Below are 25,204 nucleotides of genomic sequence, written 5' to 3'. Positions count from 1 at the left end.
AGGTCCGCTGCCGTTGCCCGGCCGTGGTCAAGCGGCGCCCGCGGCCGGTCGTGCAGACCCTGCGGGCCGAACTCGCGATAGCGTTCCAGCCATTTGTAGCCGGTCTTGCGCGAGATCTCGAAGGCCGCGCACAACTGCGTCATCGTCTCCTCGCCAGATAGGCATTCCACAACAAAACGAAGCCGCTCATCCATGAGCCCTGTCTCTCGCCAAACCATCGCCGGTCCTCCCGGCGGGCGAGAAAACTGTCACCCATCTAATCGGTCCATTCTGTTACCTATCTATCCGGTTCGGACAGGCCCCGAGGTCGGGCCGCCTTGGTGGTAATTGGGTCTCAGACGAAATACTGGCCGCCATTGGCGGTGATGGTCGAGCCAGTGATGAAGCCGGCCTCGTCGGAGGCCAGGAAGACGACGCAGCGCGCGATCTCTTCCGGCTCGCCGAGGCGGCCGACCGGGATCTGCGGGATGATGCGCTCGTTGAGCACCTTCTCGTCGATCGCCTTGACCATCTCGGTCGCGATATAGCCGGGGCAGATGACGTTGACCGTGATGCCGGCCCGCGCGCCTTCCTGCGCCAGCGCCTTGGAGAAGCCGATGTCGCCGGCCTTGGCGGCGGAGTAATTGGCCTGGCCGGCCTGGCCCTTCTGGCCGTTGATCGAGGAGATGGTGATGACGCGACCGAACTTGCGCTCGCGCATGCCGTTCCACGCAGGATGCGTCATGTTGAAGACGCCGGAGAGATTGGTGTCGATCACTTCCTTCCACTGCGCGGGCGTCATCTTGTGGAACATGGCGTCGCGGGTGATGCCGGCGTTGTTGACCAGCACCGCGACCGGGCCGAGATCGGCCTCGACTCGGCTGATGCCTGCGGCGCAGGCGTCGTAGTCGGCGACCGACCATTTGTAGACGGGGATGCCGGTCTCGGCCTTGAACTTGGCGGCCGCCTCGTCATTGCCGGCATAGTTCGCGGCGACCGAGTAGCCGGCATTCTTCAGGGCGATCGATATCGCGGCGCCGATGCCGCGCGATCCGCCGGTGACGATTGCTACTTTGGACATAAGGTTCCTCCTCCCTAAATTTCTGGTGAATGGTCAACAGGGAATGGTCGAAGACGGTCGGCTACCGCCATTCACCATTCACCGTTCACCTCTTTTGTCAGAGCGCTTCCACGCACAGGGCGACACCCATGCCGCCGCCGATGCACAGCGTGGCGAGGCCTTTCTTGGCGCCGCGGCGGCGCATCTCGAAGACCAGCGTGTTGAAGACGCGGGCGCCGGAAGCGCCGATCGGATGGCCGATGGCGATCGCGCCGCCATTGACGTTGACGATCGAAGGATCCCAGCCCATGCCCTTGTTGACGGCGCAGGCCTGCGCGGCGAAGGCTTCGTTGGCCTCGACGAGATCGAGATCCTTGACCGACCAGCCGGCCTTCTCCAGCGCCCGCTTCGAGGCGGGGATCGGTCCGGTGCCCATGATCGCCGGATCGACGCCGGCGGTCGCCCAGGAGGCGATGCGCACCAGCGGGGTGATACCGCGGCGAGCAGCCTCGGCCTCGGTCATCAGCAGCGCGCCGGCGGCGCCGTCATTGATGCCGGACGCGTTGGCGGCGGTGACCGTGCCGTCCTTGTCGAAAGCGGGCTTCAGCTTGGTCATCGCGTCGAGCGTCGCGCCGTGGCGGATGTACTCGTCCTGGTCGACGACGGTGTCGCCCTTCCTCCCCTTGATGGTGAAGGCGACGATCTCGTCCTTGAACTTGCCGGCCTTCTGCGCGGCCTCGGCCTTGTTCTGCGAGGCGAGCGCGAACGCGTCCTGGTCGTCGCGGGTGATCTGGAACTGCCGGGCGACGTTCTCGGCGGTGTTGCCCATGTGGTAGCCGTTGAAGGCATCCCACAGGCCGTCCTTGATCATGGTGTCGATCATCTTGTAGTCGCCCATCTTGACGCCGGCGCGCAGGTGCTCGGCATGCGGCGACAGCGACATCGATTCCTGGCCGCCGGCGATGATCACCTTGGCGTCACCGGTGGCGATCTGCTGCATGCCGAGCGCGATGGCGCGCAGGCCCGAGCCGCAGACCTGGTTGAGACCCCAGGCGGTGGTTTCCTTCGGCAGGCCGGCATTGATCGAGGCCTGGCGCGCCGGGTTCTGGCCCTGCGCGGCGGTCAGCACCTGGCCGAGGATGACCTCGTCGACTTCGTTTGCCTCGACGTTCGCCCGGGCGAGCAATTCCTTGATGACCACGGCGCCAAGCTCATGCGCCGGCGTGGCGGCGAAACTGCCGTTGAAGGAGCCGACCGCGGTGCGGGCTGCGCTGGCGACGACGATGGCATTGGATGCGGACATTTTCTTCTCCAGACTTCGAGTGGCGAATTTTCAGGATCGCTTTAGGACTTTCTTGCCCGTTCCAAACCCCGAGTCAAACCGGAAATGGGCATGGCCGCCATGCGCGGCAAGCAGAGCGAGCACCGGTTGCGGTAACATGACGTTGACCGCGCGGCGAATTTTGTCGTGGCCGTGCAGCATTAATTGATGCCGCAGTGCACAAACCACTTGGAATTGTGACGCTTTTGCGCTTATCCTCGTCAAGGGCGCAATCGTTACCGGCCACTTACTCCGAGAAGTGCCGGTGTCCTGGGGAGGATACGGATGGCTGCAAAAGACGACCCGATCGTCATCAAGAAATATGCCAATCGCCGGCTCTACAATACCGGCACAAGCACCTATGTGACGCTCGAGGACCTGGCCGAGATGGTCAAGAAGGGCGAGGAGTTCACGGTTCAGGACGCAAAGACCGGCGACGACATCACTCATCCGGTGCTGACGCAGATCATCTTCGAGCTGGAGAACAAGGACGGGCAGAACATGCTGCCGATCCCGTTCCTGCGGCAGCTCATCTCTTTCTACGGCGATCAGATGCAGATGATCGTGCCGAGCTTCCTGGAACAGTCGATGATCGCCTTCTCCAAGGAGCAGGAGCGGTTTCGCGAGCAGTTGAAGGGCGCCTTCGGCAAGGCGCCGATCGACATCATGAAGACTCCGATGAAGGCGCTCGAGGAACAGACGCGCCGCAACGTCGAGATGTTCCAGAACGCCATGCGCATGTTCACGCCGTTCCCGCCCGCCGGCGGCAATGCCACGACGCCGGCCGAGCCGCCGAAGAAGGAAGAGAAGTCCGACGATCTGCAGGAATTGAAAGCGCAGATCGCGGCCATGCAGCGCAAGCTGGACACGATGTCCTGACGGGTGCGCCGATATTCAGGTGAGGCCGGCCTGCGAACGACGGCTTCCTGTGCTTCCGGTGCTCACGTACTTCAAGTACGCTCCGCTCCGGTTCTCGGAAACCATCGTTCTCGACTCGGCCTGACCTGAATCTCGGCACACCCTAGCGCGCTTCATCCATCGCTCACCGCTCCCACAACAAGCCCGTCATAGCGGGCGCGCGGCCTGATCAGCCTGTTGCTGGTCACCTGCTCGATGGCATGCGCGGTCCAGCCGACGCTGCGGCCGAGCGCGAACAGGCGGAACGGTGCATCGGCGGGCAGGCGCAGGCTGCGCGTCATCGCGGCCAGAGCGAAGTCGATGTTGGGATGCAGGCCGGTCGCGGCGAGAACCGCCTTGCGCAGCCGCACCAGCCCATCATCGATCCCAAAATCGGCCAACAGGCCCCCGGCGCGCGGATCGCCTTCCGGATAGAGCGGGTGGCCGAAGCCGGGCAGCGGCCGGTCATGCGCCAGCCAGCGGGCTATCGCCTCGTCAGGGCCTAAGCGCTCCGCATCCTCGACAAGGGCGAGCGCCGCCGCGCCGGCGCCGCCATGACGCGGCCCGGAAAGCGTCGCCAGGCCGGCGAGCAGGCAGGCGGCGACCGGCGCGCCGGTGGAGGCGGCGACGCGCGCGGCAAAGGTCGAGGCGTTGAGCTCGTGATCGGCAAGCAGCACCAGAGCCTTGCGGATCAGCTCGGCGCCCGTGGCTTCAACCGACCAGCCCTGCGCCAGCCTTATGTGCACGGGTTCGGAACCCGGCGACGCGCCGAGCGCCGTGGCCAGCGCGCTGGTGGCGGCGGCGCCGTCCTGCTGCAGCATGGCCGGCCGACGGCCGAGCGAGGGCCAGCCTTCGGCCGCGAGCGCCGAGAGCCTGGCGAAGGCCGTTTGCGTGCCGCTGTGCCTTGCGGCTGAAGCGGTCAGCGAAGCGAATGACACCGAGGGGTCCGCGGCCCACAGCAGGGCTGCCGCTTCCTCGAGGGTCGCTGACGCTGAAAACTCCACCGCGTCCTTGCCGCGATAGACGAGGCGGCCGTGCAGCACCGTCGAGATGGCGGTGGTGATCGCTGGCTCGCCCCAGGCGATGGCGCTTTCGGCGATCGCCCGCGGGCTCCTTCCGCGCTCACGGCGAGTCCCCAGCGCGGCGATGTCGTCGGCGCGGTACTGGCTGCGGCGCGGGTCGGCGTCGTCCGGCTTCATGCCGATGCGGCCGCGGCTGACATAGGCATAGAGCGTCTGCGGTCGGACGTTCAGCCGCTCCAGCGCTTGCTCACGGGTCAGCCATTCCGTCATGCGCCGCCTTACATTGATTATCTTGATCAAGATTGATGCATTGATTGCGCAGCATTAATTGCAACGCACAAAAGGTCAAGGAGATGGTCATGGCAAATGGGCTCGATGATGTTGTGGCGGCCGACACGGTGCTTTCCGATGTCGACGGCGCGGGCGGGCATCTCACCATCCGGGGCCATTCGCTGACTGAGCTGACCGGCCGTTGGCGCTACGGCCAAGTGGTCCGCCTGCTGTTCGACGGTTTCTTCGATGAGCTTCCCGGCGACGCCGACCTCGAAAGGGCGATCGGCAATGCGCGTGTCGAGGTTTTCGAACGGTTACGGCCGGTGCTGGCGCAACTCGCGCCACTCGATGTCTACAGCGGCATGCGAGCCGGCATGGCCATCCTGCCGGATGGGGATGAGCTCGCGGACGCGCTGCGGCTGATCGCGGCGCCGGCGGTGCTGACGCCGGCGCTGATACGCCTTGGCCGGGGCGAGACGCCGATCGCTCCCGACGAAAAAGCCGATCATGCCGGCGATATGCTGCGGATGCTATCCGGCCCCGCCTCGCCGGCGCTTGCCAGAGCGCTCGGCAGCTATCTGGTGACGGTCTGCGACCATGGACTCAACGCCTCGACCTTCGCGACGCGCGTGGTGGCGTCGACACAGGCCGGACTGACCTCGGCGATCCTGGCCGGGCTCGGCGCATTGAAAGGCCCGCTGCATGGCGGCGCTCCGGGGCCGGTGATCGAGATGCTCGACGCGATCGAATTCAGCGGCGACCCCACGGCATGGCTGCGTGGCGAGATCGCGCAGGGCCGGCGCATCATGGGTTTCGGCCATCGGATCTACCGGGTGCGCGATCCGCGCGCCGATGCGCTGAAGGCGGTCGTAAGGCAGCTCGGTTCCCGCAACGAGACCGGTAGCCGGCTGGCTTTCGCCGAGGCGGTGGAACAGGCGGCGCTGGAGGTGCTCCGCATTGCCAAGCCGCAGCGCTCGATCCAGACCAATGTCGAATTCTACACCGCGCTTCTGCTCGAAGCCGTCGGCTTCCCGAAAGAGGCGTTCTCCAATGTCTTCGCCACCGGCCGTGTCGCCGGCTGGATTGCGCATGCGCGCGAGCAGCAGGCGACCGGGCGCCTGATCAGGCCGCAGTCGCGTTATGTCGGGCCGGTGCCCGATCTCGTCGCCTGATGTTGCGACGACAGGCTTGATGCACCCCTCCGTTCAACCGAGCGGCGAGGTTTTTCATGACCGAAATGTCATGTGATCACGCCTGTGTGTTCGTGTTCTTGCCTTGGTTCGTCCTTATATGCTGCACTGCAACATAAACGGCCGGAAGCTTCCCCTTGCAATGACGCTAGGGCAGACCGCCGCATAAGGACAGGAACGCCATGGCGAAGAACGGCAAGGCGGAGGACAAGAAGAAGATCAACATAGCCCTCCAGGGCGGCGGCTCGCACGGCGCCTTCTCCTGGGGCGTGCTCGACCGCCTGCTCGAGGACGGGCGGCTGGAGATCGCGGCGGTATCCGGCACCAGCGCCGGCGCGATGAACGCGGTGGCGCTGGCCGATGGTTTCGTCCGGGGCGGCGTGGAAGGCGCGCGAAAAAAGCTCGACGATTTCTGGCGGGCGGTGGCCTCGAAGGGCCGCTTCAGCCCGGTGCAGCGCATGCCTTGGGACGTGGCCTGGGGCAACTGGTCGATCGAGAACACACCCGGCTATGTCTTCTTCGACACGATGTCGCGGGTGTTTTCGCCCTATGTCGCCAACCCGCTCGGGCTCAATCCGCTGCGCGACGTGGTCGATAAAGAGATCGACTTCAACAATGTGCGCGCCTGCAAGTCGATGGAACTGTTCATCTCGGCGACCAATGTCGAGACCGGACAGCTGCACGTCTTCTCCGACGGCGAGATCGACCTCGACACGGTGATGGCCTCGGCCTGCCTGCCGCAACTGTTTCAGGCGGTGGAGATCAAGGGTGTGCCCTATTGGGATGGCGGCTATGGCGGCAACCCGGCGCTCTATCCGTTCTTCAAGACGGCAGCGACCGAGGACGTGCTTCTGGTGCAGATCAATCCGGTGGTGCGCGAAGGCACGCCGAAAAGCGCCAACGAAATTCAGAACCGCATCGACGAGATCACCTTCAACGCCGGGCTGCTGCGTGAATTTCGCTCGATCGCCTTCGTCAAGGAGCTGATCGCCGCCGGGCGCCTGCCGCATGGCGAGTATCGCGACATCCGCATGCACCGCATCGATGCCGACGAGGCGTTCAAGGACCTGTCGGCGTCGTCCAAGGTCAATGCCGAATGGGCTTTCATCGCCTACCTGCGCGACCTCGGCCGAAGTGCCGCCAGCGACTGGCTGGAAGTGAATTACGACGCCGTCGGCCACCGGGCGACGCTCGACCTGTCGGGCGAGCTCGACGACGGCTTCAAGCCGCTGCGCGGGCCTGCGCCGGGGCGCCGGGTCAAGGAATTCCTCGCCGCGCACATCAAGCCGGAGGCGGCGCGCCGCCGGGCTTAGGGCGGCGCAGCCTGTCAGCAAGTCCATCTCGACTGTCAGGAGTTTCCCCAGCGGAACCGGTGAGGTGCTGGATCACGCCTTCGGCGCGATGTAGTCTTACCTGAACGTAAAGGGGAGGTAGCGATGCTGCAGACCAGACAGAATGCTCTCGGCGTCCGGTTTGAAGCGCAGTGCAGGGCCTTCGAGAAGGAGCCCTTCCCGACGCTTGACGCGCGCAGGGACCGGCTGAAGCGACTGCTGTTGCTCACCGAAAAGCACGCGGCCGAGATATGTGCAGCGATCGACAGCGATTTTTCCGCACGCTCGGCACAGGAAACGCGGCTTGCCGAATTGTTCGTCGTGCGCGCAGGGATCAGGCATGCGCTGTCGCATCTCGGCGCGTGGATGCGCGAGCGCGGCGTCGCCACCAGCCTGCCGTTCCTGCCGGGCCGCAATCGGCTGCTGCCGCAACCGCTCGGCGTCGTCGGCATCGTCTCGCCCTGGAACTATCCTTTCCAGCTAGCCATCGCGCCGGCGACGGCGGCGCTCGCCGCCGGCAACCGCGTGCTCATCAAGCCGTCGGAGTTGACGCCGAAATTTTCGGACCTGCTCGCCAGCCTCGTCGAGAAGTACTTCGCGGCCGACGAGGTCAACGTGATGGTCGGCGACGCGGAAGTCGGCAAGGCGTTCGTGTCGCTGCCGTTCGACCATCTCCTGTTCACCGGCTCTACCGCTGTCGGCCGCCAGGTTGCGCTTGCCGCCGCCGCCAATCTGACGCCGGTGACGCTCGAGCTCGGCGGCAAGTCGCCGGCGATCTTCGACCCGTCCTGCGACCTCGACGCGGCAGTCGCCAGCGTCGCTTATGGCAAGCTGCTCAATGCCGGCCAGACCTGCATTGCGCCGGACTATCTCATGGTCCCACAAGGCCAGGGCGCGGCGATCGCGGCCAAGTTCGCGACAGCCATGGCGAAACTCTACCCGAGCCTCGGCGACAATCCCGACTATACGGCGATCGTCAGCGAGCGGCATCACCGGCGGCTGGCCGACATGGTCGCCGAGGCGCGCGACAGCGGCGCCGACATCACCGAGGTCAATCCGGCGAACGAGACGCTTGGGGTCAGCGACCGCAAGATGGCGCCCGTGCTGGTGCGCAACGCGGCTGAGAATCTGCGGCTGATGCGCGAGGAGATTTTCGGGCCGGTGCTGCCGATCGTCGAGTACGGCACGGTGGACGAGGCCATCGGCCATGTGAACCGGGGCGAGCGTCCGCTGGCGCTCTACTGGTTCGGCAGCGACAGAGCCAACCACCAGAAGGTCATGCGGGAAACCGTGGCCGGCGGGGTCACGGTCAATGACTGCATGATGCATCTGGTGCAGGAGCGGCAGCCTTTCGGCGGCGTCGGCGACAGCGGCATGGGCGCCTATCACGGCGAATGGGGCTTTCGCACCTTCAGCAAGGAAAAGCCGATCTTCATCCAGTCTAAGCTCAGCGCCGGCGCCCTGCTGCGCCCGCCCTACGGCAAGACATTCGAGCGTATCTTCCGGCTGCTGAACCTCATCACTTGACAGCTTCAAGCCGGGAAGGGCGGGGCAGAGCCGCGCTCAATCGGGCAGTCACCACCTGATGTGAAAGATTTTTTGCATCATGCTGACGGCTGCTGCCAGTAACCTTGGGGAAACCCAGGGAAAGTTATCGGCGCGCCCGCAAAAGCGGCGGCCGGCTGGCAGAATAGCATCGTTTTGTCGAGGTATTGCGTTCCGCGCCGCAATGATCCTGCAACTTTTCCGACTATATTGCGCCGCAACTTTCAGGTAGAAGGCGCGCTTCGCCGTTCACGGCAAATTGAACTGGATCTTGCGCGCACCCATATCGGCCGCGCGCCCGAAGTCGGAAGCGCCGATCTCGCCAGGTCCTGCAACGGAAAAATGACGATGCCGAAGATCAGGTTTCACAAGCTTGCGGCCATTGCTGTGCTCATCGGATTTGGCGCCTGGATGGGAACGGGCCAGTTTTCATCCGTCGGCAGCGCCGCGAACAAGTCGGTTACCACCGACAAGCCGGCTGACGCGGGCAAGCCGGCGCAGCCGGGCGCCGCGAAGCCGGAGGCCGCCAAGCCGAACACGGCGCAAGCCGAGCCCAAGGTCGCGCCACGCACCGTCGCGGTGGTGACGCCGCCGCGCAAGACCTTCGCGCGGGCGATACGGATCTCGGGTCTCACCGAGGCAGACAAGCGCGCGGTGCTTGCAACGCGCGTTAACGGCATCATCGACAAGCTGCCGGTCAAGCAGGGCGACCACGTCAAGACAGGCGACCTGGTGCTGATGCTCGCCGCCGAAGAAAAAATCTCGATGGTCGACAACGCCAAGCAGCTTATGGTGCAGCGCAAGGCCGAGCTCGAAGCCGCCGAGCGGCTGGCCAAGACCGGCAACCTGCCGAAGCTGCAGCTCGACACCGCGCGCTCCAATCTGACGCTTGCGCAATCGCAGCTCGATACCGCGCAGGCCGAACTCGACCGCAACGAGGTCAAGGCGCCGTTCGACGGCGTCATCGACCGCATTCCAGTGGAGCTCGGCAGCTCGGTGATGCAGGGCGGCGAGGTGGCGACGATCCTGAAGCTCGATCCGGTGATCGCGCGCGGCGAGATCAGCGAGCGCGACCTGCGCTACGTCAAGATCGGCGATGAGGCCGATGTCCGTCTGGTCAACGACCAGAAGGTCACCGGCACGGTGCGCTATATCAGCCGCGATGCCTCGTCGCAGACGCGCACCTTCCGTGTCGAAGTTGCAATTCCCAATGGCGACGGCTCCATCCCCGCCGGCATGACGGCCGAGATCGCACTCAGCGCCGAGCCGACCAACGCGGTGATGCTGCCGCGCTCGGTGGTGACGCTGGGCGACAAGGGCGACCTCGGCATCCGCGCCGTCGGCAAGGACGACAAGGTGGCGTTCTTCCCGATCGACCTCGTCGACGACACGCCGCACGGCCTGGTGCTGGGCGGCATTCCGCAAGATGCGCGCATCATCGTCGCCGGCCAGGAGCTGGTGAAGGAAGGCGACCTGGTGAAGCCCGTCGAGGCCGACCAGGCGACCATCAACAAGCTGATCGGCGAAGCCACCGCCGGCACGCAGTAAAGCACGACGCGTCCATCGCCGGACCAACCCGGCGACGGCGGTCCGCAGCCTTTGAAGCATAACAGGCCGAAGTCATGGATATCGTCAGACTCGCCATCAACAACGCCCGCCTCACCATATCGGCGCTGCTGTTCCTGCTCGTCGCGGGCTGGATCGCCTATCAGTCGACACCGAAGGAAGCGGAGCCCGACGTTCCGATCCCGATGATGTATGTCAGCCTGATCTACCAGGGTATCTCGCCGGAGGATTCCGAGCGCCTGCTGCTGAGGCCCATGGAAAGCAAGCTCAAGAGCCTGAAGGGGCTGAAGGAGATGCGCTCGGCCGCCTTCCAGGGCGGCGGCTACGTGCTGGTCGAATTCCAGCCGCAAACCGATCTGGCGACGGCACTTCAGGATACGCGCAGCAAGGTGCAGGACGCCAAGGCCGACCTGCCGCAGGCGGCCGAGGAGCCGACGGTCAACGAGGTCAATGTCTCGGAATTTCCGGTTCTGGTCGTCACGCTTTCCGGCGATGTGCCGGAGCGCGTGCTGACGTCCGCCGCGCGAGAACTGCGCGACCGCATCGAGGAAGTGCCCGGCGTGCTGGAAGGCTCGCTGCAGGGCGCCCGAGACGATCTGGTCGAGGTCGTCATCGATCCGGTGAAGCTCTCCTCCTACGGGCTGCAGCTCGACCAGGTCATCCAGGGCGTCGCTTCCTCCAACAGCCTGGTCGCGGCCGGCAACCTCGAAGGTTCGGAAGGCAAATACGCGGTCAAGGTGCCGTCGCTGATCGAGACGCCCGAGGATGTCGCCAACCTGCCGGTCGTCGCCACGCCCAATGCGGTGGTGCAGGCCAAGGACGTCGCCACCATCCGCTCGACCTTCAAGGATGCCGAGACGGTTACGCGCCTCGACGGCAGGCCGGCGATCGCCATCGAGGTGAAGAAGCGCATCGGCGCCAATCTGATCGACACGCTGACCCATGTCAGGCAGGTGTCCGACTCCTTCATCAAGACGATGCCGGAAGGCATGCACGTCACCTACACGCAGGACAAGTCGGTCTTCGTCAACCAGCTGCTCGGCGACCTGCAGAACCATGTGATGATCGCCGTCATCCTGGTGTTCATCGTCATCCTTTATGCGCTGTCGGGACGGGCTTCGCTGCTCATCGGCCTCGCCATCCCGTCGTCGTTCCTGATGGGCATCCTGCTGCTTGCGATGATGGGCTACACGATCAATATGATCGTGCTGTTCAGCCTGATCCTCGCCGTCGGCATGCTGGTGGACGACGCCATCATCGTCACCGAATTCGCGGAACGGCGCATGAGCGAGGGCATGCCGAAGGCGGACGCCTTCGCGCTGGCCGCCAAGCGCATGGCCGGCCCGGTCATCGCGGCGACGATGACGCGCATCGCCGCCTTCTCGCCGCTGCTCTTCTGGCCCGGCATCATCGGCGACTTCATGAAGTACATGCCGATCACGCTGATCGTGACGCTGTCGGCCTCGATGCTCTATGCGCTGGTCTTCGCGCCGACGCTGGGGGCGATATTCGCCAAGGCGCCGGAGCATCACGAGGACGATCATCGCGACGGCTGGTACATGGCGGTGGTCAAGCAGGCGGTGCGTTTCCCGATCACCGTCATCCTGCTCACCATCGGCCTGCTCGTGGGCGTCGGCTTCGCCTATTCGAAATATGGCGCCGGTGTCGAGTTCTTCCCCAGCGTCGAGCCGGATTACGGTCTGCTTTATGTCCATGCCCGCGGTAATCTCTCGCTCGCCGAAATGGACGCGGCGACGAAGACGGCGGAGAACCGGCTGCTCGGCTGGCCGGGCGTGAAGTCCGTCTATACACGCGTCGGCAAAACGCAAGGCGGCGGCCAGGATGTTCCGGAGGACGTCGTCGGCGTCATCCAGTACGAATTCGTCGACTGGCGCCAGCGCAAGTCCGCCAACCAGATCCTCGACGATCTGCGCGGCGTGATGGCGGGCATCCCGGGCGTCGATGTCGAGGTGCGCGTGCCGGAAGCCGGCCCGCCGACCGGGAAGCCGATCCAGATCAGGCTGTCGGCCGCCGATCCGGCCGGGCTCGACGACAAGGCGCGCGCGGTCGCTGCTCGCATCGGAAAGATTCCAAATGTCATCGACATTTCGGACGGCCTGCCGCCGCCCGGCGTCGACTGGGCGATCGAGGTCGATCGGGCCAAGGCGGCGCAATATGGCATCAGCCCGACTTCCGTCGGCACTGTGGTGCAACTTGTGACCAACGGGCTCAAGCTCTCGGAATACCGGCCGGCCGGCGCCGACGACGCGGTCGACATAAGGCTGCGCCTGCCGGAGGACCGGCGAACGCTGTCGACGTTGGATGAGCTTCGGGTGCAGACCTCGCAGGGTTCGGTGCCGATCTCCAACTTCGTCGCGCGCAAGCCTGAGCCGACCGTCGGCATACTGAACCGCATCGACGGCGCGCGCACCGTGGTGGTGCAGGCCAATGTCAGCGCCGGCGCGCAGGTCGCGGCGGTGCAGGAGCAGGTCACCAAGGCCGTCACCGACATGGGTCTCGGCAGCGGCATTCGCTGGAAGCTCGCCGGCTCCAACGAGGACAGCGCGGAAGCCAGCGCCTTCCTCGGCAAAGCCTTCGGCGCGGCGCTCTTCCTGATCTTCCTGGTGCTGCTGGCGCAGTTCAACAAGTTCACCAGCGTGTGGCTCGTCTTGTCCTGCGTGGTCATGGCGACGATCGGCGTGTTCCTCGGCCTGCTTTTGACGGGCGAGGCCTTCGGCATCGTCATGTCGGGCATCGGCGTGATCGCGCTCGCCGGCGTGGTGGTGAACAACAACATCGTCTTGATCGACACCTACGACCGGCTGCGCGAGGAAGGCTGGGACAAGATGGAGGCGGTGCTGCAGACCTGCCGCGAGCGCGCCCGTCCGGTGGTGCTGACGGCGGTGTCGGCCATCCTCGGCGTGCTGCCGATCGCCTTCGGCCTCGGCCTCGAAATCTTCCATCACGAGACGACGATCAACGCGCCGTCGACGCAATGGTGGATCTCGCTGTCCTCGGCGATCGTCTTCGGCCTGTCCTTCGCGACGCTGCTGACGCTGGTGGTGACGCCGTCGATGCTGATGGTGTTCACCCGCAGCAAGAACAGCCGCTTCTACGCTTTCTTCCGTCGTCTGTTCGGACGCGACAAGCGCAAGGTCTCGACCAAGCAGCCTCCCGCGGATGACGGCGGCGAGCCAACGGTCGCCTTCCCGAAAGCTGCGGAATAGAGCGGTTTCACAACCCCAAAGATAAAAGCCGTCCGGGAACAACCGGGCGGCTTTTTGCATTGTCCCTTCAAGTTCGACTAGTGCGTTTCACCGTTTCACGGAAACGGCGAACTGCCCTATCTCTTTGTTTCTACGCAATTCCGGACGGAAAACCGCTCACACTTTTCCTGGAATTGCTTTAGACGGCGAGGGCTTCTCATGACCATCACCACACTTCTCGTAATCATCCTGGTCCTGATCCTGATCGGCGCGGTGCCGGCATGGCCGCATTCGCGCTCCTGGGGCTATGGACCGTCCGGCATCGTCGGCGTCATCCTGGTCGTGCTGCTGATCCTGCTGCTGATGGGCAGGATCTGATCAAGCGGCCAGACGCGAGGGCTCCACGGCGACGCCGATATCCCGCAGCGCCTCCTTCACCGCCTGGTCGAGCGGGGTGTGCGGGATTTCGCCGATGACCTCTTCCAGCCGCGTCGAGACCAGCCGGTGCGCCTCGAAGCGCAGGTAGGACATCGAGACGATCTCGCGCCACATGGCGACGAACGGGCTGCCGGCGCGCAGCACCCACCAGGGCATGAAGGTGAGCTTCAGCTTGCGCCCAAGCGCCTTCTCGGCCGCGGCCTTGATGTCGAGGTCGGTGACCGCGTGGCCGGGGAAGTTGATGGATTCGTAGAAACCGAGCTTGTCGAGGTTCTTCGCAAGGCCGACGAAGCCAACCGCGAAGTCCGGCAAATAGGCCCATTCATGGGTAAGGTCGGCCGGGCCGGGCGCCGTGTAGACACCATTGCCGATCTTGGCGGCGACGACGAGGTCGAACCAGGAGCCTGAGCCGGTGCCGCCGAAGAAATCGCCGGCTCTGAGCACGAGGGTGCGCACGCGGCCGGCTTCGGCCTCGCGGCGAAACAGGTCTTCCATGGCGCAGCGGATGCGGCCCTTCTCTGTGGTCGGATGAAACGGCGTCGCTTCCGTGATCACCTGCGGCATCGGCGAGCCGTAATTGTAGACGGTGCCGGGGAAGAGATGCAGCGTGTTGTTCGCGCGGCAGGCGGCCATGACGTTCTCGGCCATCGGCAGGCACTTGCCCCAGTCGGTGTAGATCGGGTTCAGGCCGTTGAAGATGATGTCGACGCCTTCAGTGGCGCGGATCAGGGACTCGCGGTCCAGCGCATCGCCGGCAACGGCGATAGCGCCTTTCAACTCTGCCGGCACCTCGCCGGTGCGGGTGACGGCGCGGACATCGAAGCCGGCGTCGATGAAAGCCTTGCCAACCACGCGGCCGAGCCGGCCATTGGCGCCGAGGATTGCGATCTTGGTCATCTGTTCTCTCCGTTGTTTGTGTTTGCCCGGCTAATCTGATGCGTTCACCAGCGAATTGAAATTGACTGAGATCGGCGTTCTGTTATTCAAAAATGAATGAAAGAATTCGACTGGAATCTGATCAAGAGTTTCGTCGCGGTCGCCGAAACCGGCAGCCTGTCAGGCGCCGCGCGCAGGCTGGCGGCCAGTCAGCCGACGCTGGGCCGCCATATCTCCGAGCTAGAGGCGGCGCTGGGCGTCGCGCTGTTCCGGCGCGGGCGGCGCGGCTATGAGCTGACGGAGGCCGGCAGCACGCTTTACGAGCGCGGGCGGGCGGTCAGCGAGCAGGCCAATGCCTTTTCGTTGCTGGCGCTGGGTTCGGTCGAGGCGATCGAGGGCACGGTGCGCATCGCGGCTAGCGAGGTGGTTGCCGCCTTCGCGCTGCCGGACATGATGGCGCGGCTTGGCGAGGAAGAGCCCGGCATCGAGGTGGAGATCGTCGCCTCGAACCAGGTCGAGAACCTTTTGCGCCGCGACGCCGACATCGCCATTCGCATGGTCCGGCCGGCGCAGAACGAGTTGGTGGCGCGCAAGGTCACCGACATCCCGCTCTGCCTATGTGCCGCGAGCGCCTATCTCGACCGGCGTGGCCGGCCGGAAAAACCCGCCGGCCTTGCCGATCACGCTTTGGTCGGCTTCGACCGCAGCGACGAGATCATTCGCGGCTTGACGTCCTTCGGCATTCCGGTTGGCCGCAGCCATTTCCGTTTCAGGACCGACAACCAGATCGTGCTGTGGGAGGCGGTGCGAACAGGCAATGGCATCGGCATCGGCCAGGAGCCGCTAGCGGATCGCGATCCGGACATGGAAAAGCTCTTGCCGGACGTGCCTTTGCCGGTCCTGCCGGTATGGCTCGCCATGCATCGCGACGTGCGCACCAGCATGCGCATCCGGCGCGTGGCGGATTTCCTGCATGAGGAGCTGAAGCGCTATTCGGCTGGCACAGCTTCGGGAGCGAACTCGGCCCGGTGAGCAAGCCCAGCCATCAAGAGCACGATCACCAGCAGGCCGGACAGCGCGATGAAGATCGGGCCGAAGCTCGAATGCTCCGCGACGAAGCCGATCGCCGACGGTGCCACCAGGATGCCGGAATAGCCCATGGTGGTGACGACGCTCATGCCGGTGCCCGACGGCATGCCTTCCTGATTGCCGCCGGCCGAGAACAGGATCGGCACCATGTTGGCGATGCCGAAGCCGCAGAAGGCGAAAGCGGCAATGGCAAGATAAGGCGAGGGCGAGAGGCCGGCGACCAGCATGCCGGCGGCGGCGACCAGCGCCGAGCCGCGCAGCGTCGCTACCGCGCCGAAGCGATTGCGCACGCCATCGCCGAGGAAACGCATCAGCGCCATGACGCCGGAGAAGGCGGCATAGGCGAGACCGGCGACCGCGAGATCGGCGCCCAACTCCTGATGCAGGAACAGCGCCGCCCAGTCGAGAACCGCGCCCTCCGAGATCATGGTGAGCAGCGCCATCAGCCCGACCAGGTAGACGGCCGTGTGCCGCGGCAGCGTGAATTTCTGATGCTCGACAGCCTGCGGCTCGTCCTCGGCGACGAGATAGCGAATGGCAAAGGCAATGACGGCAAAGGCGATCGCAGTCACCGCGATGGCATGGGGAAGATAGCCGTAATTCTGGATCGAGTAGCCGCCGAGCGCGCCGCCGGCGAAACCGCCAAGGCTCCAGAAGCCATGCGAGGACGACATGATGGCGCGTGAGAGCCTTCGTTCCACCACCACGGCGTTCGAGTTCATGGCGACATCCATGCCGCCGATCGAGCCGCCGAAGATGAGCATGGCAATCGCCGCCAGCGGCACGTTGGGCGCGAGGGCAACGATCAGCAGGCCGAAGCTGCCGCAGATGCCGAACAGGCGCGTCACAGTGCGCGAGCCATGCCTGGAAATGAGATGGCCACACCAAGTCATGGCCATGACCGCGCCGACGCCGAACAAAAGGATCAGCAGGCCGAGGGTAAATTTGGTGATGTCGAGACGGGTCAGGAACACCGGGATCTGTGGCGCCCAGCTGCCGGTGAGAAAACCGTTGGCCAGGAAAATGCCGGCAATGGCCCAGCGGCCACGCGTCGCGGCCTGCATCGTGGTTTGCATGCTCATTGTATGAAGTCCGCTACGCCAAAAAGATGGCTTCGCGTGGCAAATTAGATCGATTCAATTTGCAGTCAAGGACCGCGTTGGGGAAGTGCTTGGACCAAGGGAGCGCGGTAGGTTTTGTTCCCGCCATTTGCTCGCGTCGCCAACGCTGGAGATTGGCTGAAACGCCGATGAAGTCGTCATCCACGGGCGGAGCAAGGAGCGAAGCGACGCGCGCAGACCCGAGGATCCATTCCGTGACTTCGAGGCGTCACAGCGAATGCAGACCTTGGCGCCGCAGCGCCAGCGTTATGATCCTCTTTTCTGGACCGCGGCATTCTTCGGCAGGCGTAACGGCATGGATTCTAGGGTCTGCGCTCGTCGCTTCGCTCCATGCTCCGCCCTAGAATGACGAAATCTCGAAGGCGTTCGGCGTCGCTAGTGATCCTTCGGTCGCCTTGCCTCGAACTCGGCCTTCTTGGCTTCCGACGCCTCGATCTGGTTGAGCGCCTGCCATTCGGCATAGGGCATGCCGTAGATGATCTCGCGCGACTCGTCTTTTGTCAGCGCCACGCCTCCGGCGTCGGCGGCTTCGCGATACCAATTGGATAGGCAGTTGCGGCAGAAGCCGGCGAGGTTCATCAGATCGATGTTCTGGACATCGCCGCGTTCGCGCAGATGCTGCACCAGCCTGCGGAAAGCGGCTGCCTCGAAATCGCGCTTCTGGTCGTTGCTGAGCTCGGTCATTCAGGAACTCCCGGCCTTTACGGCCCTTCACACCGGTCCGGTGCGCGAGCCGAATATTTTCACGTCATGTATATCGGCACGGCGGTCGATGGCGTCAACGATCGGCGCCAGCCGCTCGGCCCAGGCGACGGCACCGGCGCGTTCGGCGATCAGGTCCTGGCGGATCTCGATCAGCGCATGGGCGTAGCCATTGACGATGGCATGGCGGAACATGGTGTCGCCGCGCAGCGCGCCGTCATAGGGTTCGTTGTCGCCGACGATCAGCGACTTGTCCTGCGCCAACATGTCGATCAGCGGCCGCGCCACGCGATCGTCGCGGTCCCACAGCACGCCGACATGCCAGGGGCGGACAAAACCCTGCATCGCCGGCGTGAAGGAATGCACCGAGAAGATGAACGGCGCTTTGCCCGAGGCATGGGCGACCGAGGCGATCATCGCGCCGACGGCGTCGTGATAGGGCCGGTAGAAGCGGTCGAGCCGCCGCTCGCGCTCGTCCTCGGCAATCGGATAATTCCCCGGCACCACAGTGCCGTCATAGAGCTGGCGGATCATGGTCGGGTCGTCCTCGCCCCGGTTGGGATCGATCAGCAGCCTGGAGAAGCCGGCAAGCACGGCCGGCGCGTCGAGCGCTGCCGCCAGCTCGCGCGTCACGGTCTCGACGCCGATGTCATAGGCGATGTGACGGTCGAATTCGGACGTCGGCAAACCGAGGCTGCCATACTCCTCGGGCAGGTCGCGGCGGGCGTGATCGGCCAGAAGCACGATGCCTTTCTTGCGGTCGCCCTCGACAATGTCGAACGGCGCGAAAACTGTGGATCGGGTCATCAGCTGAAAAGGGGGTGGCGGCTTCGATGTGGTATCGTCATTCCACGAAGAGGACACTGGCGCAATGCCGTTGTTTGGCCAAGGTTTCTGCAAAAAATCCCCGACGGGACAAGAAATTGCGCGGCCGGCCCTTCTAAATCGATTGGAATTGAACAAAACGGCGCGTTGACATGCGACCGGAGTTTGCTGAAAAGGGCTTCGAGAGATGCAAATGTGGTTCGCAAGGGGATCTGCGATGGGTTCTGACGGTCGGTTGCGCAAGCGCCTGGCCGTGCCGTTGCTGATCATCGGCGCGGGATTGGGCGCGATTGGCGCAACCTCGCCGGCCCGTGCCGACTTCCGCGTTTGCAACGCAACGCAAAATCTGGTGGGCGTCGGCATCGGCTATCGCGCCAAGGCCGGCTGGATCACCGAGGGCTGGTGGCACATCGAAGGATCGACCTGCAAGACGCTGATCGAGGGTCCGCTGTCATCAAGGTTTTACTATCTTTATGCAGAAGACGCCGAACGCGGCGGGCGCTGGGACGGCCCGATCAACATGTGCGTCGCCGAAAAAGAGTTCAAGATCGCCGGCGTGAATGATTGCGTCGCCCGGGGCTTCCAACGCGCCGGATTTCAGGAATATGACACGGGCGAGCAGGCCAGCTGGATGGTCCAACTGACCGACGAGCCCGCAACGGGAGGCGCGCCAGCGACCCCCGCCCCGGGAACAAACAGTCAATGAGACGCAACCGCAAGGTCAAGATCCTCGCCACCATCGGTCCGGCTTCCTCCTCCGAGGAAATGCTGAAGAAGCTTTTCGAAGCGGGCGCCGATGTCTTCCGCATCAATATGAGCCATACCGACCACGAGCTGATGCGCACGCTGGTCGGCCGCATCCGCGCCGTCGAGGCCGCCGTAGGCCGGCCGATCGGCATCCTTGCCGACCTGCAGGGTCCGAAGCTCAGGGTCGGCAAGTTCGCCAACGTCAAGGAAGCGCTGACTCCCGGGCAAACCTTCACGCTCGACGACAATCCGGAACCCGGCACGTCGAAGCGGGTCTATCTGCCGCATCCCGAGATCCTGAGCTCGGTCGAGGCCGGTCACCGTCTTTTGATCGACGACGGCAAGCTCGAACTGAAGGCGATAAAGAGCGACGGCAAGTCGATCACCTGCACCGTGGTTGCCGGCAGCGGCATTTCCGACAAGAAGGGCGTCAGCCTGCCCGACACCGACCTGCCGGTCGGCGCGCTGACCGAGAAGGACCGCGCCGATCTCGACGCGGTGCTTGCCACCGGCGTCGACTGGGTGGCGCTGTCCTTCGTGCAGCGGCCGGAGGATCTGGCGGAAGCCCGCAAGATCGCGCGCGGTCGGGCGCTGATCATGGCCAAGATCGAAAAGCCGCAGGCGGTGGCGCGGCTGCCCGAAATCATCGAACTCTCCGACGCGCTGATGGTTGCCCGCGGCGATCTCGGCGTCGAGATGCCGATCGAAGCGGTGCCCGGCATCCAGAAGCAGATCACGCGCGCGGCGCGCCGCGCCGGCAAGCCAGTGGTGATCGCGACGCAGATGCTGGAATCGATGATCACCGCGCCGGTGCCGACCCGCGCCGAGGTCTCCGACGTGTCGATCGCCGTCTTCGAAGGCGCGGACGCGATCATGCTTTCGGCCGAATCCGCGGCTGGCGCCTATCCGGTCGAAGCGGTCGCCATGATGAACCGCATCGCCACCAAGGTGGAAGCCGACCCGACTTACGCCGGCATCATCAACGCGCAGCGTTCGGAACCGGAAGCGACCGGCGCCGACGCCATTTCGCTGGCGGCGCGCGAGATCGCCGAGACGCTGAAACTGTCGGCGATCATTTCCTACACCGCGTCGGGCACCACCGGCCTGCGCGCCGCGCGCGAGCGGCCGCAGGTGCCGATCGTGGCGCTGTCGCCGATCCTCAACACGGCGCGCCGGCTGTCGCTGCTGTGGGGCACGCATTGCGTCGTTTCGCCGGATGCCACCGATCTCGACGACATGGTCGACCGGGCCTGCCGCATCGCGCTGGAAGAAGGTTTCGGCAAGCCGGGCGACCGCGTCATCATCACGGCCGGCGTGCCGCTGCGGACGCCGGGTTCGACCAACATGCTGCGGATTGCGTATGTGGGGTCGGACACCCATTAGCCGGGTGAATTGCCGGCCAGGTCGGCAAAGGGCTCGGTCGCGATCGCCGCGTGAAAGCTTTCAATGTCGGTGCTGCCCCTCATCCGCCTGCCGGCACCCTCTCCCCGTATAGTGACGGGGAGAAGAGGACTGGCCGCAAACTCTGCACCCGACCTGCTTCGTTGATGAATGGCGAAACAGTCGATTGCAGCGTTCCTTCTCCCCGTCACTATACGGGGAGAAGTGCCCGGCAGGGCGATGAGGGGCAGCGCCGACCTGAGGCCGTTCGCGACTGCAATGCAAACTCATAAAGTCGGCGCGAGTTCAGCGTCAGGCACTTTGATGTCGGGGCATTTTGCGTCGTGATAGGCATCGCCGGCGATACGGCCTTCCACGACCTTTGCCAAAGCCTGCAAGTCGATCGGCGCGCCGGCCACTTTCTCGATGGCGCCGACGACGAGGTCGGGCGCGATCCAGTCCGGCTTGTGGCCGAGATTATGGACCCAGACCAGCTCGGCGCCGGGGATGTCGCGCTCCAGCCCGACAGAATGGATGGTGGCATAGACCACCTTGTCGTGATCGCCCGAGATGACGACGGACGGCGCCTTGATCTCACGGTAGGCAGGCGAGGCAGCGCGGACATAGTCGTAGAGCTGGGCGACATCGCGAGCGTTGGCGCGGAAGGCGGATGGCCTGAGCACCAGCGGGATCGCGGCTTTGCCGATGTAATCGTCAGGCAGGTTGTTGGGTGAAAAGACGCATGCCGTCGCGTTGCGGATCTGCAGCATGCCGGCCGGATAGGCGAGCGTTTCGGAAAACAGCCAGCCGACCACCGGCATCGCCGTCAGCTTGTAATACCAGGCGGTGGCACCGCCCGGCCAGGGGTGCGTGGCGGGCGAGATGAAAACCAGCCCCAACGTCTTCTCGGAATGTTGGCGGGCGAGGGCCGTGGTGATCGCGCCGCCGAAGGAGTGCGCGACGATGACCGCCTTGGCGATGCCGAGGCGGTCCATCAGCGCGGCAATGGTGTCCGCCTGCGCTGCAAGCGCTTCATTGTCTCCGCGCTCCGACCAGCCGAAGCCCGGGCGGTCGAGGAACAGCATTTCGGCGCGGCCCTCGAGCAGGGGCTTCAGCGGCACCATCTGGTCCTTGAGATTGGCGCTGGCGCCATGGATGAAGACCACCGGCGGCAGGTCGGCGCCGGCCGGCGCCAGGATATGGACGTAGTGGATGCGCGCGCCGTCGATCTCGGCGAATTCGCCGACGGGCGGGTTGCGGCGCTCGATCGACCAGACGCCGGCGCGGGTGACGCCGGCGAAGGCAAAGAGGAGCGCGACGAGGAAGAGGAGGGCGGCGCAGATGAGGTTCATGCGGGGTAATACGGGTGGGGAGGGGAATTAGTTTAGGCAGTAGGCAGTAGGCAGTAGGCAGTAGGCAGTAGGCAGTAGGCAGTAGGCAGTAGGCAGTAGGCAGTAGGCAGTAGGGTGCTCTTTCCCCTAAGCCCTACTGCCCAATTCCTACTGCCTAAATACCTTCGCCGGCCAGCTCTTCCGAAAGCGTCGACACCTGGTTCTGGGCGCTGCGCATCATCGGATAGATGGCCAGCACCTTTTGCCAGGCTTCTAGCGCCGACTGTTTGTGGCCGGTCTCGGCCATGATCTGGGCGAGGCCGGAGAGCGCGCCGAAATGGCGCGGCTCGAGCTGCAGGGTGCGGTCGATGTCGGCCATCGACTTCCCGTAGTTCTTCATCAGGAAATGCACGGTGGCGCGGCGGTTCCAGCCTTCGGCGTAGTCGGGCTGCAAGGTCACGACCTGGTCGAGGAAATCGAGCGCGACGTCGAATTTCTGGTCCTCGGTCGCCTTTTGCGCCCATCGCATCATCAGGTCGATCGAGGCGCTGCCGGACTGGTTCCACTCGTTCCAGATGCGGCCGGCGATGCGCTCGGCGGCCTTTTCGTTGCGCTCGCGCTTCAACTCGCCGAAGAGCTGGTCGAGGCGGCCCTGCCTGGTCGGGGCGGCCGGCGGCGGTGTCGCGGCGGGCGGCGCGGCGTCTGGAGGCAGCGCACCCGGCACCGTTTCTGCTCCCGCAGGCAAAGCCGCGCCGGAAAGCAAAAGAGCGGTGAAAAATGCAAAACGAATCCGCATCACAGGAATCTAATCCCGGACGGCGGATCGTCAAAGTGATTTTAGCGTGAGAGCGCCGGCGCGCCGGCGCTCGACATCAAACGCGGCGTGGACGCCGCGCGCAAGCCTCAGCCCTGGCGCGCCTTGTAGCGCGGAGCGGTCTTGTTGATGATGTAGATGCGTCCCTTGCGGCGAACCAGCCGGTTGTCGCGGTGACGCGCCTTGAGCGCCTTGAGCGAATTCTTGATCTTCATGGTCTTGCCTGTTCGGTCAGGGCCCGTCCCGGGCCGAATTTTAAAAGGCGCGCCCGGAAAAAGCGCGCCTTTGAACTTGCGGTGGCTCATAAACGAGGAGTGTTGTCTGTGTCAACCACGTGACGGTGCCGCAATAGGGCAAATGGCGCGATCCATCAAATATTCGCCATCCCGGCGGCGCGGCATTGCGCGACTCAAGGGCGACTGGGATGGTGATCCATGCTCAAGCGACTGGAGATTCCCATGCGCCGCCTCTTTCTGCCCGCCTGCCTCGTCCTTTTGGCGACCGCTCCGCCCGCCTTTGGCGAAGATTGCGACCGCAGCGACGACAGCCAGTCGATGATGAACATCTGCGCCGATGCCGACTTTCAGGTCGCGGATGCCAAGCTCAATGCCGCCTATAAGACTATCGTCAGCCACAACGACCAGGCCTCGAACAAGCTGTTGCAGACGGCGCAGCGCGCCTGGATCGTTTTTCGCGACGCCGAATGCGCTTATGCGACCGCCGACAGCGAAGGCGGCTCCATCCACCCGATGGAGGTGTCGCAGTGCCTGACGAAGCTCACCACGGAGCGCACAAAGCAGCTCACCTCCGATGCCAACTGCAAGCTGAGCGATCCGAGCTGCGCCGGCTCGGACGCGGGCGACGACCAGGATCTTCAGTAGGGCGTTATTTCGGCCTGATGAGGCGGGTGAAATGGCCCATCTTGCGGCCGGGCCGCGACTCGGCCTTGCCGTAGAGATGCAGCATCAGGTCGGGCTCGGCCAGCAGCGCCGGGACCTTCAGCATGTCGTCGCCGATCAGGTTTTCCATCACGCAGTCGAAATGCCGGGCGGGCGAGCCCAGCGGCAGGCCGGCGACGGCGCGGATATGCTGCTCGAATTGCGAGATAACGCAGGCAGCCTCGGTCCAGTGGCCGGAATTGTGCACGCGCGGCGCCAGCTCGTTTGCCAGCAGCGAACCATCGGCGAGGACGAAGAACTCGACGCCGATGACGCCGACATAGTCGAGCGCCGCAAGGATTTTCGCGGCCGCATCCTTGGCCGCCGCTGCCGTTTCAGGCCCGATCGCGGCTGGCAGCGTCGACGTGCGCAGAATGCCTTCGCGATGCACGTTCTCGGCCGGATCGAAGGCGGCGACGTTGCCGTCCCGGCCGCGCGCGGCGATCACCGAAATCTCGCGCTCGAAGGCAACGAGCGATTCCAGGATCAGCGGCACATTGCCCATCGCCTCGCAGATGCCGGCAAAGCCGCTGGTTTCCATATTGCGGAAGACGCGCTGGCCTTTGCCGTCATAGCCCATGCGGCGGGTTTTCAGCACACCGCTGCCGTTGAACTTCCGCAACGCCTCGGTCAGTTGGTCGTCATTGTCGACCGGACAGAATTCGGCTGTGGGAATGCCGATGCCGTTCAAAAAACTCTTCTCGATGACGCGATCCTGCGCCACTTCGAGCGCGCGTGCCGGCGGATAGACCGGAACCCTTGCCGCCAGCGTTTCGGCGGCGGCGACCGGGACATTCTCGAATTCGTAGGTCACGACGTCGCTGGCGGCAGCGAGTTCTGCGAGTGCCGCCGTATCGTCATAGGCGGCGACGATCTGCCGGCTGGCGACCTGCGCGGCCGGGCAGTCGGCCTGGGGCTCCAGGACGAGGATGCGGTAGCCGAGGCGGGCGGCAGCCATCGCCAGCATGCGACCGAGCTGACCGCCGCCGATGATGCCGATGGTCGATCCGGGGGCCAGGCTCACGGCGTGTCCGTCGGTTCGGCGGCGACCTTGGCGGTCTGTGCCGACCGCCAGGCGTCGAGCCGGGCCGCGAGCTTGTCGTCGTTGAGCGCCAGCACGGCGGCGGCCAAAAGCGCCGCGTTGGCGGCGCCCGCCTTGCCGATCGCCAGCGTGCCGACCGGGATGCCGGCCGGCATCTGGACGATGGAAAGCAGCGAGTCCTGGCCGGACAGCGCCTTGGATTCGACCGGAACGCCGAAGACCGGCAGCGGCGTCATCGCCGCCGTCATGCCTGGCAGATGCGCCGCGCCGCCGGCGCCGGCGATGATCACTTTGAAGCCGGCCGCCTTGGCGCCCTTGGCGAAGTCATAGAGGCGGTCGGGCGTGCGGTGGGCGGAGACGATCAGCCTTTTGTGCGGAATGCCGAGCGCCTCCAGCGTTTCCGCCGCGTGGCGCATCGTCGCCCAGTCGGACTGGCTGCCCATGATGATGGCGACGTCGGCACGCTGATCGGTCAAGGTATCGCTCCCCGGCGGCAAAGGCGCGCCTTAGC

24 protein-coding genes are annotated in these 25,204 nt (G+C 64.8%); 11 read left to right on the top strand and 13 right to left on the bottom strand.

What is annotated here, in order from left to right; translation table 11 throughout:
- The 3 genes from DPM33_RS29365 to DPM33_RS29355 form a co-directional block, all read right to left on the bottom strand.
- Positions 1 to 218 (bottom strand): helix-turn-helix domain-containing protein (locus tag DPM33_RS29365; protein WP_146770247.1); only part of this gene is annotated, 218 nt, incomplete at its 3' end.
- A gap of 116 nt (positions 219 to 334) precedes the next feature.
- The gene (gene phbB, locus DPM33_RS29360) at positions 335 to 1,060 is read right to left on the bottom strand and encodes an acetoacetyl-CoA reductase (protein ID WP_112100874.1); all 726 of its coding nucleotides are present in this window, start codon (positions 1,058 to 1,060) and stop codon (positions 335 to 337) included.
- Positions 1,061 to 1,157: 97 nt separating this feature from the next.
- Positions 1,158 to 2,342, bottom strand: a complete 1,185-nt coding sequence (locus DPM33_RS29355) for an acetyl-CoA C-acetyltransferase (RefSeq protein WP_112100873.1) — start codon at positions 2,340 to 2,342, stop codon at positions 1,158 to 1,160.
- A gap of 303 nt (positions 2,343 to 2,645) precedes the next feature.
- Here DPM33_RS29355 and phaR point away from each other — a divergent pair, with 303 nt between their 5' ends.
- Entirely contained in the window at positions 2,646 to 3,239 is a 594-nt protein-coding gene (gene phaR / locus DPM33_RS29350; protein ID WP_112100872.1) for a polyhydroxyalkanoate synthesis repressor PhaR, read from the top strand.
- 152 nt (positions 3,240 to 3,391) lie between these two features.
- On the opposite strand, the gene DPM33_RS29345 is transcribed toward phaR, so the two are convergent.
- Positions 3,392 to 4,549, bottom strand: a complete 1,158-nt coding sequence (locus DPM33_RS29345) for a citrate synthase (protein WP_112100871.1) — start codon at positions 4,547 to 4,549, stop codon at positions 3,392 to 3,394.
- 89 nt (positions 4,550 to 4,638) lie between these two features.
- Here DPM33_RS29345 and DPM33_RS29340 point away from each other — a divergent pair, with 89 nt between their 5' ends.
- From DPM33_RS29340 to DPM33_RS29315, 6 genes are all read left to right on the top strand, one after another.
- Complete coding sequence (locus DPM33_RS29340) at positions 4,639 to 5,724, top strand: citrate synthase/methylcitrate synthase (protein ID WP_112100870.1); 1,086 nt, start codon at positions 4,639 to 4,641, stop codon at positions 5,722 to 5,724.
- Between the two features lie 200 nt (positions 5,725 to 5,924).
- Positions 5,925 to 7,055 (top strand): patatin-like phospholipase family protein, encoded by a 1,131-nt coding sequence (locus DPM33_RS29335; RefSeq protein ID WP_112100869.1) that lies wholly within the window; start codon positions 5,925 to 5,927, stop codon positions 7,053 to 7,055.
- A 123-nt stretch (positions 7,056 to 7,178) separates the two neighbouring features.
- Positions 7,179 to 8,600 carry a coniferyl aldehyde dehydrogenase gene (locus tag DPM33_RS29330; RefSeq protein ID WP_112100868.1) on the top strand — a complete coding sequence of 474 codons (1,422 nt, stop codon included), beginning with the start codon at positions 7,179 to 7,181 and terminating at the stop codon, positions 8,598 to 8,600.
- A 366-nt stretch (positions 8,601 to 8,966) separates the two neighbouring features.
- The gene (locus DPM33_RS29325) at positions 8,967 to 10,166 is read left to right on the top strand and encodes an efflux RND transporter periplasmic adaptor subunit (RefSeq protein WP_112100888.1); all 1,200 of its coding nucleotides are present in this window, start codon (positions 8,967 to 8,969) and stop codon (positions 10,164 to 10,166) included.
- Positions 10,167 to 10,240: 74 nt separating this feature from the next.
- Positions 10,241 to 13,411, top strand: coding sequence for an efflux RND transporter permease subunit (locus DPM33_RS29320; protein WP_112100867.1), 3,171 nt, complete (start codon positions 10,241 to 10,243; stop codon positions 13,409 to 13,411).
- Positions 13,412 to 13,609: 198 nt separating this feature from the next.
- Positions 13,610 to 13,768 carry a DUF3309 family protein gene (locus DPM33_RS29315; protein WP_112100866.1) on the top strand — a complete coding sequence of 53 codons (159 nt, stop codon included), beginning with the start codon at positions 13,610 to 13,612 and terminating at the stop codon, positions 13,766 to 13,768.
- Here DPM33_RS29315 and DPM33_RS29310 read toward each other — a convergent pair whose 3' ends face one another.
- Positions 13,769 to 14,725, bottom strand: coding sequence for an SDR family oxidoreductase (locus DPM33_RS29310; RefSeq protein ID WP_112100865.1), 957 nt, complete (start codon positions 14,723 to 14,725; stop codon positions 13,769 to 13,771).
- A gap of 96 nt (positions 14,726 to 14,821) precedes the next feature.
- Here DPM33_RS29310 and DPM33_RS29305 point away from each other — a divergent pair, with 96 nt between their 5' ends.
- Entirely contained in the window at positions 14,822 to 15,736 is a 915-nt protein-coding gene (locus DPM33_RS29305) for a LysR family transcriptional regulator (protein ID WP_112100864.1), read from the top strand.
- Here the strand turns inward: DPM33_RS29305 and DPM33_RS29300 are convergent.
- The 3 genes from DPM33_RS29300 to DPM33_RS29290 all read right to left on the bottom strand — a co-directional run bounded on the left by DPM33_RS29300 (position 15,694) and on the right by DPM33_RS29290 (position 18,423).
- Complete coding sequence (locus tag DPM33_RS29300) at positions 15,694 to 16,875, bottom strand: MFS transporter (RefSeq protein ID WP_112100863.1); 1,182 nt, start codon at positions 16,873 to 16,875, stop codon at positions 15,694 to 15,696. The two genes, DPM33_RS29305 and DPM33_RS29300, sit on opposite strands and share 43 nt — an antisense overlap.
- A 414-nt stretch (positions 16,876 to 17,289) precedes the next feature.
- Positions 17,290 to 17,598, bottom strand: a complete 309-nt coding sequence (locus tag DPM33_RS29295) for a DUF1244 domain-containing protein (RefSeq protein WP_112100862.1) — start codon at positions 17,596 to 17,598, stop codon at positions 17,290 to 17,292.
- Positions 17,599 to 17,625: 27 nt separating this feature from the next.
- Complete coding sequence (locus tag DPM33_RS29290) at positions 17,626 to 18,423, bottom strand: N-formylglutamate amidohydrolase (protein WP_112100861.1); 798 nt, start codon at positions 18,421 to 18,423, stop codon at positions 17,626 to 17,628.
- 235 nt (positions 18,424 to 18,658) lie between these two features.
- On the opposite strand from DPM33_RS29290, the gene DPM33_RS29285 reads away from it, so the two are divergent.
- Both DPM33_RS29285 and pyk read left to right on the top strand, forming a co-directional pair.
- Complete coding sequence (locus tag DPM33_RS29285) at positions 18,659 to 19,147, top strand: DUF1036 domain-containing protein (RefSeq protein ID WP_112100860.1); 489 nt, start codon at positions 18,659 to 18,661, stop codon at positions 19,145 to 19,147.
- Positions 19,144 to 20,571: a pyruvate kinase gene (gene pyk / locus DPM33_RS29280; protein WP_112100859.1), complete on the top strand. Its 1,428-nt coding sequence runs from the start codon at positions 19,144 to 19,146 to the stop codon at positions 20,569 to 20,571. The genes DPM33_RS29285 and pyk overlap by 4 nt, the downstream gene beginning before the upstream one ends.
- A gap of 284 nt (positions 20,572 to 20,855) precedes the next feature.
- Here the strand turns inward: pyk and DPM33_RS29270 are convergent, their stop codons facing one another.
- The 3 genes from DPM33_RS29270 to ykgO all read right to left on the bottom strand — a co-directional run bounded on the left by DPM33_RS29270 (position 20,856) and on the right by ykgO (position 22,928).
- On the bottom strand, positions 20,856 to 21,920 hold the full coding sequence (locus DPM33_RS29270; protein ID WP_112100858.1) for an alpha/beta fold hydrolase: 1,065 nt from the start codon (positions 21,918 to 21,920) through the stop codon (positions 20,856 to 20,858).
- 154 nt (positions 21,921 to 22,074) lie between these two features.
- Positions 22,075 to 22,695, bottom strand: coding sequence for a tetratricopeptide repeat protein (locus tag DPM33_RS29265; RefSeq protein WP_112100857.1), 621 nt, complete (start codon positions 22,693 to 22,695; stop codon positions 22,075 to 22,077).
- 107 nt (positions 22,696 to 22,802) lie between these two features.
- Positions 22,803 to 22,928, bottom strand: a complete 126-nt coding sequence (gene ykgO, locus DPM33_RS29260) for a type B 50S ribosomal protein L36 (RefSeq protein ID WP_040974291.1) — start codon at positions 22,926 to 22,928, stop codon at positions 22,803 to 22,805.
- 243 nt (positions 22,929 to 23,171) lie between these two features.
- Between ykgO and DPM33_RS29255 the strand changes: the two genes are divergently transcribed.
- Positions 23,172 to 23,594 (top strand): lysozyme inhibitor LprI family protein, encoded by a 423-nt coding sequence (locus tag DPM33_RS29255; RefSeq protein WP_112100856.1) that lies wholly within the window; start codon positions 23,172 to 23,174, stop codon positions 23,592 to 23,594.
- Positions 23,595 to 23,598: 4 nt separating this feature from the next.
- Here DPM33_RS29255 and DPM33_RS29250 read toward each other — a convergent pair whose 3' ends face one another.
- Together DPM33_RS29250 and purE are read right to left on the bottom strand one after the other, a co-directional pair.
- Positions 23,599 to 24,675: a 5-(carboxyamino)imidazole ribonucleotide synthase gene (locus tag DPM33_RS29250; RefSeq protein WP_112100855.1), complete on the bottom strand. Its 1,077-nt coding sequence runs from the start codon at positions 24,673 to 24,675 to the stop codon at positions 23,599 to 23,601.
- A complete protein-coding gene (gene purE, locus DPM33_RS29245) occupies positions 24,672 to 25,169 on the bottom strand; it encodes a 5-(carboxyamino)imidazole ribonucleotide mutase (RefSeq protein ID WP_112100887.1) in 498 nt (165 codons plus the stop codon). Before purE ends, DPM33_RS29250 begins: the two co-directional genes overlap by 4 nt.
- Positions 25,170 to 25,204 lie beyond the last annotated feature (35 nt).

This window comes from Mesorhizobium hawassense, from assembly GCF_003289945.1.
Taxonomy (GTDB): domain Bacteria; phylum Pseudomonadota; class Alphaproteobacteria; order Rhizobiales; family Rhizobiaceae; genus Mesorhizobium; species Mesorhizobium hawassense.
This window is presented reverse-complemented; position numbering and strand designations above follow the sequence as displayed.

What these genes read in the sequence shown, in the direction of transcription:
- phbB (WP_112100874.1), bottom strand. Translation starts at nt 1,060, where the DNA reads ATGTCCAAAGTAGCAATCGTCACCGGCGGATCGCGCGGCATCGGCGCC.
- DPM33_RS29355 (WP_112100873.1), bottom strand. Translation starts at nt 2,342, where the DNA reads ATGTCCGCATCCAATGCCATCGTCGTCGCCAGCGCAGCCCGCACCGCG.
- phaR (WP_112100872.1), top strand. Translation starts at nt 2,646, where the DNA reads ATGGCTGCAAAAGACGACCCGATCGTCATCAAGAAATATGCCAATCGC.
- DPM33_RS29345 (WP_112100871.1), bottom strand. Translation starts at nt 4,549, where the DNA reads ATGACGGAATGGCTGACCCGTGAGCAAGCGCTGGAGCGGCTGAACGTC.
- DPM33_RS29340 (WP_112100870.1), top strand. Translation starts at nt 4,639, where the DNA reads ATGGCAAATGGGCTCGATGATGTTGTGGCGGCCGACACGGTGCTTTCC.
- DPM33_RS29335 (WP_112100869.1), top strand. Translation starts at nt 5,925, where the DNA reads ATGGCGAAGAACGGCAAGGCGGAGGACAAGAAGAAGATCAACATAGCC.
- DPM33_RS29330 (WP_112100868.1), top strand. Translation starts at nt 7,179, where the DNA reads ATGCTGCAGACCAGACAGAATGCTCTCGGCGTCCGGTTTGAAGCGCAG.
- DPM33_RS29325 (WP_112100888.1), top strand. Translation starts at nt 8,967, where the DNA reads ATGCCGAAGATCAGGTTTCACAAGCTTGCGGCCATTGCTGTGCTCATC.
- DPM33_RS29320 (WP_112100867.1), top strand. Translation starts at nt 10,241, where the DNA reads ATGGATATCGTCAGACTCGCCATCAACAACGCCCGCCTCACCATATCG.
- DPM33_RS29315 (WP_112100866.1), top strand. Translation starts at nt 13,610, where the DNA reads ATGACCATCACCACACTTCTCGTAATCATCCTGGTCCTGATCCTGATC.
- DPM33_RS29310 (WP_112100865.1), bottom strand. Translation starts at nt 14,725, where the DNA reads ATGACCAAGATCGCAATCCTCGGCGCCAATGGCCGGCTCGGCCGCGTG.
- DPM33_RS29305 (WP_112100864.1), top strand. Translation starts at nt 14,822, where the DNA reads ATGAAAGAATTCGACTGGAATCTGATCAAGAGTTTCGTCGCGGTCGCC.
- DPM33_RS29300 (WP_112100863.1), bottom strand. Translation starts at nt 16,875, where the DNA reads ATGAGCATGCAAACCACGATGCAGGCCGCGACGCGTGGCCGCTGGGCC.
- DPM33_RS29295 (WP_112100862.1), bottom strand. Translation starts at nt 17,598, where the DNA reads ATGACCGAGCTCAGCAACGACCAGAAGCGCGATTTCGAGGCAGCCGCT.
- DPM33_RS29290 (WP_112100861.1), bottom strand. Translation starts at nt 18,423, where the DNA reads ATGACCCGATCCACAGTTTTCGCGCCGTTCGACATTGTCGAGGGCGAC.
- DPM33_RS29285 (WP_112100860.1), top strand. Translation starts at nt 18,659, where the DNA reads ATGGGTTCTGACGGTCGGTTGCGCAAGCGCCTGGCCGTGCCGTTGCTG.
- pyk (WP_112100859.1), top strand. Translation starts at nt 19,144, where the DNA reads ATGAGACGCAACCGCAAGGTCAAGATCCTCGCCACCATCGGTCCGGCT.
- DPM33_RS29270 (WP_112100858.1), bottom strand. Translation starts at nt 21,920, where the DNA reads ATGAACCTCATCTGCGCCGCCCTCCTCTTCCTCGTCGCGCTCCTCTTT.
- DPM33_RS29265 (WP_112100857.1), bottom strand. Translation starts at nt 22,695, where the DNA reads ATGCGGATTCGTTTTGCATTTTTCACCGCTCTTTTGCTTTCCGGCGCG.
- ykgO (WP_040974291.1), bottom strand. Translation starts at nt 22,928, where the DNA reads ATGAAGATCAAGAATTCGCTCAAGGCGCTCAAGGCGCGTCACCGCGAC.
- DPM33_RS29255 (WP_112100856.1), top strand. Translation starts at nt 23,172, where the DNA reads ATGCGCCGCCTCTTTCTGCCCGCCTGCCTCGTCCTTTTGGCGACCGCT.